The sequence below is a fragment of the Acinetobacter sp. 2JN-4 genome, assembly GCF_003687745.1.
GTDB classification, from domain to species: domain Bacteria; phylum Pseudomonadota; class Gammaproteobacteria; order Pseudomonadales; family Moraxellaceae; genus Acinetobacter; species Acinetobacter halotolerans.
Genome location: NZ_RDNY01000002.1, coordinates 290,977 through 306,671, shown reverse-complemented (window position 1 = coordinate 306,671; position 15,695 = coordinate 290,977). Strand labels below are relative to the sequence as shown.

Annotated in this window: 16 protein-coding genes and 2 tRNA genes; 11 read left to right on the top strand and 7 right to left on the bottom strand. The window is 41.2% G+C overall.

Features of this window, described 5'->3' with window-relative positions; genetic code table 11:
- The first annotated feature begins 200 nt into the window (after nt 1-200).
- The 3 genes from EAH57_RS04375 (at nt 201) to EAH57_RS04365 (ending at nt 3,639) form a co-directional block, all read left to right on the top strand.
- Nucleotides 201-1,067, top strand: coding sequence for a pirin family protein (locus tag EAH57_RS04375; RefSeq protein WP_121928988.1), 867 nt, complete (start codon nt 201-203; stop codon nt 1,065-1,067).
- Nucleotides 1,068-1,499: 432 nt separating this feature from the next.
- Complete coding sequence (locus EAH57_RS04370; RefSeq protein WP_034595740.1) at nt 1,500-2,798, top strand: FAD-dependent oxidoreductase; 1,299 nt, start codon at nt 1,500-1,502, stop codon at nt 2,796-2,798.
- 1 nt (nt 2,799) lies between these two features.
- On the top strand, nt 2,800-3,639 hold the full coding sequence (locus EAH57_RS04365) for an SAM-dependent methyltransferase (RefSeq protein ID WP_121928987.1): 840 nt from the start codon (nt 2,800-2,802) through the stop codon (nt 3,637-3,639).
- 52 nt (nt 3,640-3,691) lie between these two features.
- On the opposite strand, the gene EAH57_RS04360 is transcribed toward EAH57_RS04365, so the two are convergent.
- Together EAH57_RS04360 and EAH57_RS04355 are read right to left on the bottom strand one after the other, a co-directional pair.
- Nucleotides 3,692-3,767 (bottom strand) — tRNA-Thr (locus EAH57_RS04360).
- A gap of 64 nt (nt 3,768-3,831) precedes the next feature.
- Nucleotides 3,832-3,921 (bottom strand) — tRNA-Ser (locus EAH57_RS04355).
- A 121-nt stretch (nt 3,922-4,042) separates the two neighbouring features.
- On the opposite strand from EAH57_RS04355, the gene EAH57_RS04350 reads away from it, so the two are divergent.
- The 3 genes from EAH57_RS04350 to EAH57_RS04340 all read left to right on the top strand — a co-directional run bounded on the left by EAH57_RS04350 (nt 4,043) and on the right by EAH57_RS04340 (nt 7,470).
- Nucleotides 4,043-5,923, top strand: coding sequence for a potassium transporter Kup (locus tag EAH57_RS04350; RefSeq protein WP_121928986.1), 1,881 nt, complete (start codon nt 4,043-4,045; stop codon nt 5,921-5,923).
- Nucleotides 5,924-6,083: 160 nt separating this feature from the next.
- The gene (locus EAH57_RS04345) at nt 6,084-7,157 is read left to right on the top strand and encodes a DNA/RNA non-specific endonuclease (RefSeq protein WP_121928985.1); all 1,074 of its coding nucleotides are present in this window, start codon (nt 6,084-6,086) and stop codon (nt 7,155-7,157) included.
- Nucleotides 7,158-7,227: 70 nt separating this feature from the next.
- Nucleotides 7,228-7,470: a hypothetical protein gene (locus EAH57_RS04340; RefSeq protein ID WP_121928984.1), complete on the top strand. Its 243-nt coding sequence runs from the start codon at nt 7,228-7,230 to the stop codon at nt 7,468-7,470.
- A gap of 62 nt (nt 7,471-7,532) precedes the next feature.
- Here the strand turns inward: EAH57_RS04340 and aqpZ are convergent, their stop codons facing one another.
- Together aqpZ and EAH57_RS04330 are read right to left on the bottom strand one after the other, a co-directional pair.
- Nucleotides 7,533-8,222, bottom strand: coding sequence for an aquaporin Z (gene aqpZ / locus EAH57_RS04335; RefSeq protein WP_121928983.1), 690 nt, complete (start codon nt 8,220-8,222; stop codon nt 7,533-7,535).
- Between the two features lie 175 nt (nt 8,223-8,397).
- Nucleotides 8,398-9,405 carry an AraC family transcriptional regulator gene (locus EAH57_RS04330; RefSeq protein WP_121928982.1) on the bottom strand — a complete coding sequence of 336 codons (1,008 nt, stop codon included), beginning with the start codon at nt 9,403-9,405 and terminating at the stop codon, nt 8,398-8,400.
- A 115-nt stretch (nt 9,406-9,520) separates the two neighbouring features.
- Between EAH57_RS04330 and EAH57_RS04325 the strand changes: the two genes are divergently transcribed.
- Nucleotides 9,521-10,165: a sterol desaturase family protein gene (locus EAH57_RS04325; RefSeq protein ID WP_121928981.1), complete on the top strand. Its 645-nt coding sequence runs from the start codon at nt 9,521-9,523 to the stop codon at nt 10,163-10,165.
- 338 nt (nt 10,166-10,503) lie between these two features.
- Here the strand turns inward: EAH57_RS04325 and hisF are convergent, their stop codons facing one another.
- The gene (gene hisF / locus EAH57_RS04320) at nt 10,504-11,262 is read right to left on the bottom strand and encodes an imidazole glycerol phosphate synthase subunit HisF (RefSeq protein WP_005193936.1); all 759 of its coding nucleotides are present in this window, start codon (nt 11,260-11,262) and stop codon (nt 10,504-10,506) included.
- 112 nt (nt 11,263-11,374) lie between these two features.
- On the opposite strand from hisF, the gene EAH57_RS04315 reads away from it, so the two are divergent.
- From EAH57_RS04315 to EAH57_RS04300, 4 genes are all read left to right on the top strand, one after another.
- Complete coding sequence (locus EAH57_RS04315) at nt 11,375-12,325, top strand: homoserine kinase (RefSeq protein WP_121928980.1); 951 nt, start codon at nt 11,375-11,377, stop codon at nt 12,323-12,325.
- Between the two features lie 9 nt (nt 12,326-12,334).
- Nucleotides 12,335-12,952 (top strand): DUF1294 domain-containing protein, encoded by a 618-nt coding sequence (locus EAH57_RS04310; RefSeq protein WP_121928979.1) that lies wholly within the window; start codon nt 12,335-12,337, stop codon nt 12,950-12,952.
- A gap of 24 nt (nt 12,953-12,976) precedes the next feature.
- The gene (locus tag EAH57_RS04305; protein ID WP_121928978.1) at nt 12,977-13,369 is read left to right on the top strand and encodes a DUF4870 family protein; all 393 of its coding nucleotides are present in this window, start codon (nt 12,977-12,979) and stop codon (nt 13,367-13,369) included.
- A gap of 147 nt (nt 13,370-13,516) precedes the next feature.
- On the top strand, nt 13,517-13,840 hold the full coding sequence (locus EAH57_RS04300) for an antibiotic biosynthesis monooxygenase family protein (protein ID WP_121928977.1): 324 nt from the start codon (nt 13,517-13,519) through the stop codon (nt 13,838-13,840).
- A 10-nt stretch (nt 13,841-13,850) separates the two neighbouring features.
- Here EAH57_RS04300 and EAH57_RS04295 read toward each other — a convergent pair whose 3' ends face one another.
- Complete coding sequence (locus EAH57_RS04295) at nt 13,851-14,684, bottom strand: DMT family transporter (protein WP_265936487.1); 834 nt, start codon at nt 14,682-14,684, stop codon at nt 13,851-13,853.
- 121 nt (nt 14,685-14,805) lie between these two features.
- Complete coding sequence (locus EAH57_RS04290) at nt 14,806-15,657, bottom strand: universal stress protein (protein WP_121928975.1); 852 nt, start codon at nt 15,655-15,657, stop codon at nt 14,806-14,808.
- Between the last annotated feature and the right edge of the window lie 38 nt (nt 15,658-15,695).

Genomic DNA, 15,695 nt, shown 5'->3' with positions numbered 1-15,695 from the left:
AAATTGAATGAAGTCTAATAAATGAGATTAAGAATATCAAAAATAGGATGATTGATGATTCTAGGCGCTCATGCGATTTTTATTAATCTTATTGTCCCATATATAGAATAATGTGTTGTCAATCTATGTCTATAAGCAGTCCTCGCTGAAGCGTACAATCTATATTAATAACAGAACTTCTACCTTACAGGAGAAACCAAATGAAAAAAATTCTCGGTGTGTATCAAAATAAGCAGATGCACTGGGTCGGCGATGGTTTTCCCGTCTATAACTTATTTTCCTATGACCGTTTAGGGCAAAGTATTAGTCCATTTTTACTCTTGGATTATGCTGCTCCGTATCGGTTTGATCCAACCACAGCACAACATGGTGTGGGGTCACATCCACATCGTGGATTTGAGACAGTTACCATCGCTTACCAAGGTGAGGTGACACATAAAGATTCTGCGGGTGGTGGTGGAACGATTCAAGCGGGTGATGTGCAATGGATGACAGCTGGTGCAGGGATCTTGCATCAAGAGTTTCATTCTCCTGAGTTTGCTCAGCAGGGTGGTTTGTTTGAAATGGTACAACTTTGGGTAAATTTGCCAGCGCAGTCAAAAATGACGCCAGCAAAATACCAAGCCATTGAAGCCAGCCAAATTCAAAGTATTGCGCTTGATGATGTCGGAAGTGAATTACGCGTCATTGCTGGTCAATATCAGGATACGGCAGGTGCAGCAAGCACATTTAGCCCTGTTAATGTATGGGACGGAACTTTAGTTGAAGGTCAAGCACATACCTTTTATGTGACGGAAGGGCATAGCGCATTGTTTGTGTTGCTGTCAGGAGAGGTGGTATTCAATGAAACTCAAACGATTGGAGCACCAAGTCTGGTGGTTTTAAGTCGAGATGAGATTGATTTTAATATTAAGGCTCAACAAAACAGCAAATTTCTGATTTTGACAGGTCAGCCACTGAATGAACCCATTGAAGGTTATGGCCCATTTGTGATGAATAGCAAAGCTGAAATTAGGGAAGCGATTAATGATTTTAATCGTGGTAAATTTGGAGGAATAGCGAGTTAATTCATTTATTAATCAGTGGTCTATATAAGAAAGCCCGAAACTCCATTAGAGTTTTGGGCTTTCGGTGTAAATGGTGCTCTATTGATTTTTTTAATATTTTGTCACTTATAATTATTCAGCTTGTTATGTGACTTAGTTCTCGTTATTGTTTAATCAGAATAGCGCGATTTTTGTCCTTTGCAAAGCCCTTCAAGTACAAAAAATGGATAAATAAAGACGGATCTGTATAATTATTGCTGTTTTTGTATAATAAATTTAATAATTTCATATGCTTATTGTTGAAATTTTAATTGTGATAAAGTGTAACAACAGATATTAACCACATTTCGACAAAACTCTGACTTTAATGCTGAATCTGGTATTTTTTAATACCGTATTTAGGTTAAGGATCAGTCATAATCAATAAAAATCATCAACTGATGGGACATAATTTTGGATATTGCAATTATAGGCAGTGGAATGGCAGGGCTTGCTGCAGCCAGAATCCTACATGATGCAGGACATAAAGTGACAATATTCGAAGCACTTGCTGGTCGAGGCATGGATAGTCATAGTATCGATTTTGATGGTGGGATCATTGACGCACCTTTACGTGTGATGAACCCAAAGCTTTGGAAAAATACGCTGAGCTTGGCGAGCTACTTGGGCATTGAAACATTCCCAGTACGTACTTTTATGGCGTGCAGTTGGTTATTTGAAGACAGAACTGAAACATGGTTGACCACGTCGCGTAGCCGCATTGGTAATTTCCCGATCATTAATAACCGTAAAGGCATCCAACAATATGGTTGGCGACTTGTTAAAGGCATGTTGCAACTCAAAACTGCGGTGCATCAATTTTTTAAATCAGACAATCAAGACATCACCTTAGCTGAATTTATGAATCAATATCATATTGAGGAAGTATTTTGGCATGGTACGGTGATGCCTGTTCTATATACCATCTGCACTTGTCACCCCAAAACCATTGGTGAGTGGCCTGCGAAACCGTTATTAGAATTTATTCGCCAACTCACTGAAGGTGAAGCTTTGTTACGGATGAAGGGCGGTACACCTGCTTTGGTCAGCCGCTTAATTGAAGGGATTGAAATTCACAGTGGTTCTCCTGTGCAAAAAGTAGAACAACAAGGCGAACAAATCTTGGTTGAAAATGAGCAAGGTGAAAGACAGCTTTTTGATCGTGTGGTGATTGCAACGCCAACCCCTGTGATCGAAAATTTCCTGAAGCAACCTCAATTTGCCGATGACATTGCCTTGCTACAAAAGTTCAGATTTGAGCAAGGTGATCTCGTCATTCATACCGATCCAATCGTTATGCCAGAGCGCCGTAAAGATTGGGCGGTATTGAGTTATATGATGGATCGTAAGTTTGTCCGTCAGCAATTCACGGTTTGGATCAATGCAATTGAGCCAAGTTTAGTTGGTAAAAATGCAGTGTTCCAAACATGGTGTCCTGTGATTGATATTGATCCAAAGAAAATTATTTCTAAGGTGAAACTCACGCGTGCTGTGGTTGATTCGGAAACCGTCGCACTGAATAAGCAGATTCAACAACGTCATTTAGATATCGACCGTAAAATCTTTTATTGTGGTTCATGGTCATGTGATGGTTTGCCAATCTTAGAATCAGCAGTCACTTCCGCGATGAAGATTGCTGAAATTATCGGTGCCCCAGCTCCTTTTGTTGGGCTTAAACCTAAAGTGACGGTCGCGCCTGAACTCGGTTATTAATATGGTCCACCTCAAGCAAGCACTGATCGAGAAAATCCTAGGGCATAAGTATGCGATTGATGCAAAACGCCTTGGTGATGACTCGCCGCTTGCTTGGAGTAATTTGGGTTATTGGCAAGCACCACAGCAAGGTTCGCAGCAGCATTATAGGCTTGCTTGCCAGACTTTAGCTGATCAAGTGGCAATCTCAGTCCAACTCAAAAAATCAGATCGTGTTTTAGATCTAGGTTGTGGGCAAGGGGCGAGTTTGTTGCATTGGCTTAATGAATATGATGTGGAACAACTCAGTGCGGTTGAGTTACAACTCGCATGTATAGAACGAATTCAAAAAAACTTACCGCAGGTTGAAAGCTATCGCCAATCTTTTTTGAATTTAAAACAATTGAATTTTTTAAATTCATTTGATGCGGTGATTTGTATCGATGCAGCCTATCACAGTAATTTGAATTCATTTCTCAATTCGGTCACTTCAGTTTTAAATTCAAAAGGTCGAATCGCGTTTCATTATTTGATGTGGTCAGATGCTTGGCACAATTGCAGTTACCTACAAAAACAACAATATCGTTATCTGCTTAAAAGTGCCGATGTGCAGTGGCGGCATTTGATGAATGAGCAACAACTCGTACAGACCTTAGCACAGCATGGTTTGGGTGATATTGTTATTCAGGATTTTTCAGCGCCTGTTTTAGCTGGATTTGCTGCATATATTGAAACCAGTGCGATAGAAAAAAAGTCGTTTGATCTTGCTCAATTCAAAATCGGCATGACGGCCAAGCTATGTCGAAAACTCTATCAAGATGGTTTAGTACGTTATATTCAAATCAGTGCTGTTAAAAACTAACATATAAAAAAAAGGCTTAAACTCATTGAGTTTAAGCCTTTTTTGAATTTGATGGTGCCGGCACACGGATTCGAACTGTGGACCTACTGATTACAAGTCAGTTGCTCTACCAACTGAGCTATGCCGGCAACGTGGCGTGAATTTTACCGAATTTGGGTAAAAAGACAAGCGAAAAAATGAACAAATGAATCTTGGCGGTGAGAGAGGGATTCGAACCCTCGATACGCGCAAACGTATACACACTTTCCAGGCGTGCTCCTTAAGCCACTCGGACACCTCACCAAGGTGTGGGATAGTAACCAAAAAAAAACCAACTGCCAAGCGACAAAATCATAGATTTGCAGAAAAAGTTATTGGCTAGTGGTAATATGGCGCAATCTCAAATCCGATTTGATTGAAATATATGCAAAGTGCTGCAAAAAAAACCGCATTGCCAGCCATGACGCTGGCAGCCTTAGGGGTGGTCTTTGGAGACATTGGAACAAGCCCATTATATGCGCTCAAAGAGTCATTTCATGCAGCACATGGTCTGGGTATCCAACCTGAAAATGTTTTAGGTATTTTATCCATCATTTTCTGGTGTCTAACCCTGATTATTAGTATTAAATACATCGCAGTCGTGATGCGAGCTGATAATAACGGTGAGGGCGGGATCATGGCTTTATTGGCCTTGAACCTGAGAAAAGCAAAAATTCCAGAAGATAAAAAAATATACTTAATTGCGATTGGTTTTATTGGTGCATCACTTTTCTTTGGCGATGGCATTATTACCCCTGCGATTTCGGTATTGTCAGCAGTAGAGGGGCTTTCGATTGCCACAGATGTTTTAGATCCATTCATTGTGCCGATCGCGATCGCGATTGTGATTACCTTATTTCTCATGCAGAAAAAAGGAACCGCTTTTGTCGGTAAATTCTTTGGACCCATTACCCTGATCTGGTTCTTGTCATTGGGTATTTTGGGAATCTCCAGTATTATTCAAACACCTGTGGTGTTGGGAATGTTTAGTCCACATTGGGCGATTCAATTTATTTATACCCATCCTGTGATGTCTTTTTTCATCATGGGCGCAGTGGTGCTGACAGTAACTGGTGGTGAAGCACTCTATGCGGATATGGGCCATTTTGGACCTTTCCCAATTCGATTAGCATGGTTTAGTATTGTTTTACCTTCGTTGCTACTCAATTATGCTGGGCAAGGTGCATTATTATTAAGAAATCCTGCTGCAATAGAAAATCCATTTTATTTACTGGTGCCGAGTTGGGCTCTGTATCCCATGATTGTGCTGGCGACGATGGCAGCCGTAATTGCTTCTCAAGCCGTGATTTCAGGCGTTTTCTCTTTGGCCCGCCAAGCGATTCAATTAGGATATTTGCCTCGTTTAACCATTAAGCATACTTCAGAGTCAGAAGAAGGGCAGATTTATGTACCTTTTTTAAATTGGTTATTGCTTGCAGCGATTATTATTCTCATTCTAATTTTCCAGAATAGCTCAAATTTAGCCAGTGCATACGGTTTAGCTGTGACATTGACCATGCTGTGCGATACAATTTTGGTGGCAGTATTTATTTATTCAGCATGGAAATGGAGCTTACCAAAAGTTTTATTGCTGATTATCCCATTTCTTATCATTGATATCGTATTGGTTAGCGCAACCTCACTCAAAATGTTTTCTGGGGGTTGGGTTCCACTCCTCATTGGGGCGATTGCGGTGACTATTTTGATGACATGGAAACGTGGTCGAGAAATTACTTTTGCGCGATTAGAACATGATACTTTGCCTTTAGATTTATTCGTTAAAAGTATCGGCAATGAAGTGCACTGGGTTTCAGGCGACGCGGTATTCCTCACAGGAACACCAAATGTAGTGCCACATGCGATGTTACATAACATCAAGCACAATAAAGTGCTCCATGAGCGGAATATTTTGGTCACAGTCGTGGTGCAAGATATACCTTATGTGTCGCAGGATGAGCGGATTGCAGTTGAAACCTTAGCGGATCATTTCTATCGTATAAAAATCTATTATGGTTTTAAAGACGAGCCAAATGTTCCGAAGGCACTTCGCCAAGCCTATGAGCAATTGGAAATCGAATATGATCTCATGCAGATTAGTTTCTTCATTTCAAGAGACCGTATTATTTCAACTGTAGGGCAGCAAGGCATGCGCCCGTGGCGTGAAAAACTCTTTATCTCGATGCAGCGGAATACCAGTCCGGTGAGTGACTTCTATCAGATCCCAACCAATCGTGTGGTTGAGCTAGGCAGTCAGATCGAAATTTAGAAAAAATGCATATAAAAATGGCACCATCGTGTGCCATTTTTATTGTTTGATGATCAAGTGAGCAGTTTGGCGACATAAAGTGTCGTTCTTTCCCACTTGTGAATATACAGTTCATGTTTGACTTGTTAAGCTGCGCGTTAATATTGATTTTGAAGCGGTTATGGCCAGAAGAACAGCGAGGAAGAGTAAAACGAAATTTACCTTCTTGAGCCAAAATGTTGGAAAGATTCTATTAGCTTTGCTCGCAACGAGCAGCTTTGCGATTGCGTTTGGCAATGAAAAAATTTCTAAATTGATTCCATTACAGAGCACCAATAGCGGCTGTTTAAATCAATTTTATCGGGATGTTCCACCCTTATTAAATAAAGAAAGTCTGCAAAAAGACAGTTACGCCCTGTGCTTTAATGATTTTAATGTGATGTATTCTGGCATCTCAAAAACACCACTTTGGACAGCTGAATATTTAACCCCGCAGCGTTTAAGTATCAAAATTAAGCGTGAAGATAATTTTCATGAAGAAACCCGTGTAGCAGAGCGACATCGCGCCTTGTTATCCGACTATCGTGGTTCAGGCTATGACCGTGGGCATATGGCGCCGAATGGCGATATGAATAATAAAGCGGCGCAATATGACAGTTTTTCATTGGCTAATATGGTGCCTCAAGCACCGAAGAATAATCAGGAAGTCTGGCGTAAGGTCGAAGAAGCGGTTCGTTCTATTGTCACCAAGCAGCATAAAGATGCCTATGTATTAACGGGACCGATTTTTGAAGGTCAACGACTAAAAACCATTGGCAATGGGGTCATTGTACCTACGGCGGTGTATAAAGCTGTTTATTTACCCAAGCAGGGTATTATTGGTGCCTATTACGCGCCAAATAATGCGTCACTACAGGTCAAAGTAGTCAGTGTTTGCTATCTGGAAGAAAAGCTTGGAATTAATTTATTTCCACAATTAACCGAGCAGCAGAAGCGTAATATTTATCAGTTGCCTGTATCCGCGCAGCAGGTCAAGGCCAATAAAGAAATTCATTATTCACATTGGGATGGTCACAGCCAGTGTGCAGAAGAAGCAACTACAGAAAGCATTCAAGCACAGCAAAATCAATTCAGTTCAGGCCGAACCCAAGCCGCTGAAAGCTCGTTGCCACACATTGATGAAGAAGCTAAGCAGGCAGTGATCAGACAATTGGTGGATATGCTGGTTCAGTATTTTTTACAATTGTTGAGATAATGTAGAGCATCTTGCAAAGCAATTGAGCTTGGCGCAGGCTATATCGATATAATAACAACGTGAGAATGAGATGTTTAAACCTTTTGAACATGGTGATGAGTCTTCAGCGATTTATGATCTGACTTTAGAAAATCAGGTCGATTGCGTGAGCTTATATGGCAATTTGCAAATTACTAAAGATCAAGCGGGTCTAAAAACTGCGAAAGCGCTGCAAAACTTTATCAATGATGTGGTGGCGGCACTCGAGAAAGAAAACTTACCTGCGCAAATCGAGCGTCAAGCCGAACAAGAAATTGAAAATCCGTTTCTTTAAATGCAAATTGAAGCATAAAAAAACAGCCTACGTGAAGGCTGTTTTTTTATGAGAATTTATTATTAGTCTTTCTCACGTCCTACAATTTTATAAATCACCGCACCAATCACGGCACCAATAATTGGAGCGACCCAGAACAACCATAATTGGCTGAGTGCTGCTGTTTCAGCAAAGAATGCCACACCAGTACTACGTGCAGGGTTAACTGAAGTATTGGTCACTGGAATACTGATTAAGTGAATTAATGTTAAAGCCAAACCAATCGCAATCGGTGCGAATCCAGCAGGCGCACGACGATCCGTTGCTCCCATAATAATAATGATGAAGAATGCAGTCAGTACTACTTCAATGATGAACGCAGAACCTAGAGAAAATTTATTTGGAGACAGATCACCAAAACCATTGCTGGCAAAACCACCTGTACCAGCAAAGCCTGCTTGACCTTGTACGATAATGTAAAGGACCAATGCCGCGATCGTTGCGCCAATTACTTGAGAAATAATATAAGGAGCAAGTTCTTTTGCTTCAAAGCGTCCACCTACCCATAAACCCACACTGACGGCAGGGTTAAAGTGACCACCTGAAATATGACCAAACGCGTAAGCACCCGTTAAAACGGTGAGACCGAATGCCAATGCCACGCCCATAAAGCCGATACCAAGTTCTGGATAGGCTGCTGCTAATACAGCACTACCACAACCACCAAAAACGAGCCAAAAGGTTCCAAGAAATTCTGCTAAATATTTGTTCATTGTTATCACCACATATTTTTTAAAAAAGAAAAACCAAGCATCCAAAACTTTATTATGGATATGTTTAACCCCTGTGAAAAAAATGTGAACTAATTCACATGGGTATATAGGTTCTTGTATAAAGGGTGTAACAAAAAGGATCAGTTGTGAAACAGTGAGTTCATCAATATTTTTATTACGAATTGTAAATTGTGTTGTTGTTCCGCCACTGTTGCGGTGTCTGTCCTGTCCAAAGTTTAAAAGCACGTTGGAAAGCACTTTGCTCTGAATAACAAAGCAGCAAGGCGATTTCTTGTAAACTGAGATGAGGGTCTTTTAAATATTCAGTCGCCAACATAAAACGAATTTGTTGTACACGCTCCTGAAAAGTGGTGCCTTGTTGTTGCAAATGTCGTTGTAACTGTCGAACAGAAAGCCCTAATTTTTCAGCAATAAAATCGATCTGATATTGGTTCTTTTGCAAACCCGTCAAAATGGCATGTTGTAGACGTTGATCCAGTTGAGTTGAATTCGGTAACTTGTCTAATAAAGCTTGCGCCTGCTGTAACAGCAGTTGTTGTAGGGTGTGGTCACTGCTTTTTAATGGTTTAAACGCTTCAGCTACTGGCAATAGCAGTTGCGTTTTAGGCTGTTCAAAACGAACCTTGCAGCGAAAATATTGCTCATAAATGCTGATATTTTTTGGAGGCGGATTGACGAAATGCACTTCGTGTAAATGGATACTTTCACCTGACATAAACAACTTGAGGAATTGCACCATCAATGCAATCGCAATTTCATCGGTGAGTTGGGTTGGATGCGGTTCAGGTGCTTCCCAACGAATGGAAACATAAGGGTCATTAAACTCGACCACCAAAGGGCTGCCATCATAAATTAAGCGATGAAAGTCATGATAGCGTGCTAAAGCTTCGCCCAAATTTTCACATGAAAGCGCGAGGTAAGCGATTATACCGAGATGTTTAGGTTGCACATAGGCTGCAATTTCTAACCCAAGTCCAGTTTTGGGGTCTAAGCGATTGAGATCTTCAAGCAAGTCACGCCAAATCACATAATCGAAGCGTTCTAAGTTTTGAATTTGTTGTAATTGCTCAGGAACAACGATATTTTCTGCCTCGCAATAGGCTTTGAGTAAATGCCCCAAACCACCAAAAACAGAGCCAGTATAGTTCTTGAGTTGAGACATCCTGTCGACTCCTTCGTTTGTCGTGTTTTGTCAATACAACTATAGCGTATCGTCAATACTTCGCCTACCAAAATTTATATGCTGAATATAAGTAAGGACAGATTGGGAAAAAATAATGCTAAAAGGTTTTATTGCAGGTTTGGCAGTTGCCAATGCATTTGAATGGTTTGCACATAAATATATTTTGCATGGCGTGCATCGCTCAGGGCAGCCACGATATAGTCCTGTACCGAGAAGTATGGAATCACATTGGGCCCATCATCGTGAAGTGCGTAAGCAGGAATTTGCCGATGAATGTTATGTGCAAGGATTCGAACATTGGCGCACACGTAATGAAGTGATGTCACTGGCGGTGGTGGCGGGGGTGGCAAGCGTGGCGTTCTATCCATTCTCAAAAGGCATGTCTTTGGCGGCACTCTACAGTGCTGGGAATTATTATTATGTGCATCGCCGTGCGCATTTAGAACCTGATTGGGCGAAAGCTAGCATCCCTTGGCATTATGATCATCATATGAACTCAAACCAAGATGCCAACTGGTGTGTGACGCGTCCTTGGTTTGATTATGTGATGGGAACCCGTGTGGTCTCTTCTGCGGACTTAAAAGAAGCGAATCCATTGGGCATACCTTTACCCGCAACATTCTCTAAGCTGCTTACCCAAGCGATAGAATCTGTTTTTCCTGCCAAGTGGGTGGAACAAAAGCCAAAATTGCTTGCATCTGCTGTTGTTGAAGAAGCGGAAAAGCAATCTGTGGCTTAAATTGATTGTTTAGAGGATGCAACGTGCAGAATTGAATCCCTCGATGAGGTCGGTATTTTGATCGGTCGTGAGCAAATCAAATGGGGTGCTGTCGTGAATTGTCAATAAAATAGGGTTTTAATGTCAATATTTCTGCTGCTTTTATCGCTATTTTGGCTCAGGCACTTTAAATGCTTAGAATTTACTCAAAATGGCTGTATGTTCTCTTACCCTCTGGCGTTGTTTATACGCAGTTTCTATACCTTGCTCAGCAAGGTATTTTTTTGCCTTAAATATGACCACATAAAAAACCTCTCAAATATGAAAGTTGAGAGGTTTGGCGTTAATAGGGAAATGGTTTAGAGGCGCATTTCAATGCCTTGCTCAGCAAGATATTGTTTCGCTTCAGGAATGCTATGTTGACCAAAGTGGAAAATTGAAGCTGCAAGGACCGCATCCGCGCCACCTTTTAAAATACCGTCGGCTAAATGTTGTAAGTTGCCTACACCACCTGACGCAATGGTCGGAACACTGACGCGGTCATTGATCGCACGCATCAGTGCAATGTCATAACCTGCTTTGGTGCCATCGGCATCCATACTGGTAATCAATAATTCGCCTGCGCCAAAATCAGCCATTTTCACCGCCCATTCAATCGCATCGATACCTGTTGGTTTACGTCCGCCGTGAGTAAAAATTTCCCACTTATTTTCGCCCGTTTTTTTCGCATCAATCGCAACTACGATACATTGCGCACCGAAACGTTGTGAAGCTTCTTGTACAAATTCAGGATTAAATACAGCTGCTGAGTTGATGCTGACCTTATCCGCGCCTGCATTGAGCAGTAAACGAATATCTTCTACTTTGCGCACACCGCCACCGACGGTTAATGGCACAAATACACTTTCAGCCATCCGTTCTACAGTGCGGTAAGTGGTGTCACGTCCATGATGGGTAGCAGTGATATCTAAAAAGGTAATTTCATCGGCGCCTTGTTCGTTATAACGACGAGCAACCTCGACAGGATCACCTGCATCACGAATATCAAGGAATTGAACGCCTTTGACGACTCGACCATTATCAACATCTAAGCAAGGGATAATACGTTTTGCGAGCATAAAATTTTCCAAAAAATCGCCAATAAAGAAAGGAGACCGATTTAGGTGCTACACCTTCATGAAGGGAACAGGTATTCTAGCAAACTTCACAGCTATTTTTTGCAGGTTTTCCATGTCGGTTTATACCCCGTTGAGTTTAGAACAAGTTCAAGCCTTTGCTGAGCCTTATGGTTTAGCAGTGATTGACCTGATTCCAATCCAAGGCGGTATTCAAAACACCAATTATTTTTTGGTGGATCAAAATCAGAAGCAGTATGTTTTAACGGTTTTTGAAGAATTAGATGCGATCGGAGCAGGTGAACTGGTGCCTGTACTGGATTGTTTGGGACAAGCAGGCGTGCCTGTGGCAGTACCCTTGAAACACCACGGTCAGGCGATTCATAGTATTGCCGATAAACCTGCACAAATTGCGCCACGGATCATGGGCGAACATCCAGAAGATACGACCATTGAGCAGATTGAAGCGATTGCTCAAGCACAAGCAAAATTGCATTTGGCTTTACAAGGCTTTCCTCTAGAACGTGATTTTAACCGTAATCATCAGTATTGGTCAGATGTCGCTGAACAACTCAAGCCACAGATGAATATTGATGATCAAAGTTTATTGGCGCTGGTCTTTCAGCAGTTTGCCGACATCACACAACAACATCCTGATCGTCCAGTAGGCTTTATTCATTCAGACTTATTTAGAGACAACACACTATTTGAAGGCGATCAGTTAAACGGTATTCTTGATTTTTATGAACTCAATCAAGATGAGTGGCTATTTGATATTGCGATTAGTATCAATGATTTCTGTACTGCCTATCCACAAGCGTATCTTGATCAGCGTAAAGCAGATGCATTTTTGGCGGCTTATCAGGCGATTCGCCCGCTTAGCGACGATGAGCTGGCGTGTTTAGATATTTATTTAGCGATGGCGGCCTGCCGTTTCTGGAGTATGCGTTTGCAAGTGGCGCAGAAAAATGCAGCGCATGGTCGTACAGGTGAAGATATTTCTCAGAAAGATCCAGTTGAAATGCGAATGATGTTACTAGACCGATTACAACGAATCACAGCTTAGGAAAAAGTCATGCGAGATCAAGGACGTTTAGTGGAATGGTTTGATGACAAAGGCTATGGCTTTATTCAACCCAATGATGCGAAGAAAGAGCGAGTTTTTCTACATATTAAAGACTTTGCTCGCACTGGCCCAAGACCGATTGTGGGCTGTGCTTTAGATTATTTGGTGATTTTAGATGAGCGTGGTCGCTATCGAGCGCAACAGGTCGTTTATTTAAAAGCATCACAAGTGATTGAGCATAAAGCCGCGCCTGTTCGACCGACCACAACGACTGGATGGTCGCCGATGAAAGTCGGGATTGGGGTTTATATTGTCTTTATGGTGATTGCGAGTTTTAGCAAGCTATTACCACCGTTTACCTTGCTCTTTGTGAGTTTGATGAATGCACTGAGTTATTGGTTGTATTCACAAGACAAAGAAGCAGCACAATTGGGCAATCGTCGGATACCCGAACAGACTCTGCATATCGTTGATTCTTTGGGTGGGTGGTGCGCTGGTTGGCTTGCTCAGCAAAAACTGAGACATAAAACACAAAAACAACCGTTTCGTAAGATTTATTTCTGTACCATAGCTTTTCATATATTATTGATATGTTGGTTAATTTCTCCACTCAATATTTTTCATTGAGGGAGGTTTTGGAGCTAAATAAAAATGAATTACTCTGTTGATCAAGACCCGAATCGTACTTTGACCTTGATTCTTTATGTGCTTTATATTATTGCGATTTTTAGCGGTGGTTTATTGGCGATCATTGCCTTGATTATTAACTATGTGAAACGTAGCGATGTACAAGGTTCAATTTTTGAAAGCCACTTTACTTGGCAAATTCGCACCTTTTGGTGGTATTTAGCGTGGAATATTATTGCCTTTATCCCATTTTTCTTCCTGTTTTTGACAGGCGATAATCCAAATGCATTTGCTGGTGTTGCGCTGTCTGGCACAGTTTTCTGTGTATCAGTTATTTTTGTTGCATGGATATGGATCGTTTATCGCGCGATTCGTGGTTTGATTGCATTGAATGACAATAAACCAATGTATCAGTAAGTTGAACAGAAAGCGGATAATAATCTTATCCGCTTTTTTCAATAAAATTTGAATATCACTTTGTATCCTTAGATATCAATAACCATATATTTGATTTTATAAAAATTACCTTCAAATTGTGTTTGAAGAATTTAAACAGGTTTAATTATGATCATAGAGCATGTGCATTTAAATATTAAGCCAAATCAAAGTCAGGCTTTTGAAGCAGCATTTCAACAAGCCAAAGCGATTATTTATCCAATGGCTGGGCTGAATGCCGTGCAATTGATCAAGCATTTTCAAGATGATCAGCGTTATATTCTAATGATCTTTTGGGACAGTATTGAACATCATACCGAAGGGTTTAGGAAATCTACGGCATATCAAGAATGGAAGGCATTACTACATCCATTTTACGATCCAATACCAACGGTAGAGTACTATCAACCGCATATGTTGTTGAAGAAGAAGCAACCACCAAACAAAGATTAATACGGAAGTTTTATTTTTCTTTGGGATGATTGAGTATTTTAAACTTCAACTCACTCACCAAAACCCCAAAGACCACCAGTAAACCACCAAATAACGCCAGTAGCGGCAACCGTTCACCTGCGATACGCCCAAATAATCCTGCCCAAACAGGTTCGCCAGCATAAATGATGGCAGCACGGCTTGGATCAACCATACGTTGTGCCCAATTCATCACAAATTGAATCAATGCACTGGCAAGCCCTAAGCCCACTGCGATCATCACTAAGGGCCAAGAAAAAGTTGGAATACTATGTTCGCCAACAAGGGGCATACTGGCAAATGACAATCCAGAAGCAACCACCAACTGAACCACCGTGACACGTCTCAGATTCACTTTCCCTGCAAAATATCCAATCAAAATAATTTCTAAAGCGATCACAAAAGCACAGATCAAGGTGAGCATTTGCCCATAATTTAAATTGATACTCGAAAAATCGTTCCCAGTTAAAAAGACTAACCCCGTAAACGCCAAGGCTGAGCCAATCCATGTCATCAAAGACGGCCGTTTCTGGAAAATGACCCACATCAATATGGGAACGAGTGGAACATAAAGCGCAGTGAGAAAGGCCGACTCACTACTCAGGATCGTTTGCAGGCCAATGGTTTGTGTACCATAACCAATGGCAATCATGAGACCAATTGCTGTACCTGCAAGGGTTTCCTTGAGCGTCAAACCAGCCATGGATTTCATTGAAATAAGCAAGATCACCAATGCCGCCACCGCAAAACGACAACCGACAAAAAACATCGGGCTACTAAAATTCAGGGCATATTGCACCGCTAAAAAAGTACCACCCCAAATCATAGTAATAAAAATCAGGGCGAGTTGAGGCGTATAGGCGTTAAATTTTGTCACAACAGTTCCTAAAGCTACATTTCACTTAGCAGAGCTAAATACCTTGCTAAATGAAATGTTTTCCCCGAGCTTATCTTAGCAATAGCACAGGTTTTGTGGAGCGAACTAATAGTTTCGTGGTGGTGCTACCAATAAAGAATTGACGGATTTTGGAGTGCCCATAAGCACCGATCACCATTAAATCAATATTCTTTTGGTCGGCGTAATTCAGAATACTTTCATCAACATCACCTTCCAAAGTGCTTAATGTCATATTAAAGCCTTGTGACTCTAATTGTTCTTTTGCCCAAGCAAGTTGAGTGTGTATTTCTTGATTGGGTTGACCTACATAGACCAGATGTGCAGCGAGTCCTTTAAGTAAAGGGCTATTCGCAATCTTCTCTACACACTTCTTCGCCGTTGCACTGCCATCAAACGCCACTAAGAAAGATTGAGGCTGAGTGAAAGGTGATGAGGCAATTAAAACAGGTTGGTGAATGGCACGTACTACATTCTCGATTTGTGTGCCTATTTTATCGGAATGATATGCAGTTTGAGTACCATATTTTCCCATGATCAGCACTCGAATATCTTCTTCCAAAGCGACAATGGTTTCTAACAAACGGCCACGACGTTGGAAGCTATGTACATCGAGACTGAAGTTGTCTAGCACATATTTTTTTGCCTCACGAAGCAAAATTTTGCCATGTTCAATCTCAATTTTTCCTCGACGTTCATCTAGCTCTACTAACTCATTTAATAAGCTTTCTCGACTTCCCAAGCCAATCGCACCGCTTAAATCCTGTGGTAGTTGCGCTCTCGGCGTATCGATCACATGTAAAAGTTCAAGTGGCGCATTCAGTTTTTGGCTAAACCAAGCAGCATAATCACATACCGTATTTGTGCCGATTGAACCATCAATACACGCAATAATTTTTGACATTGTTATAATTTCCTTTTAATGGACTTCTTTCATCAATC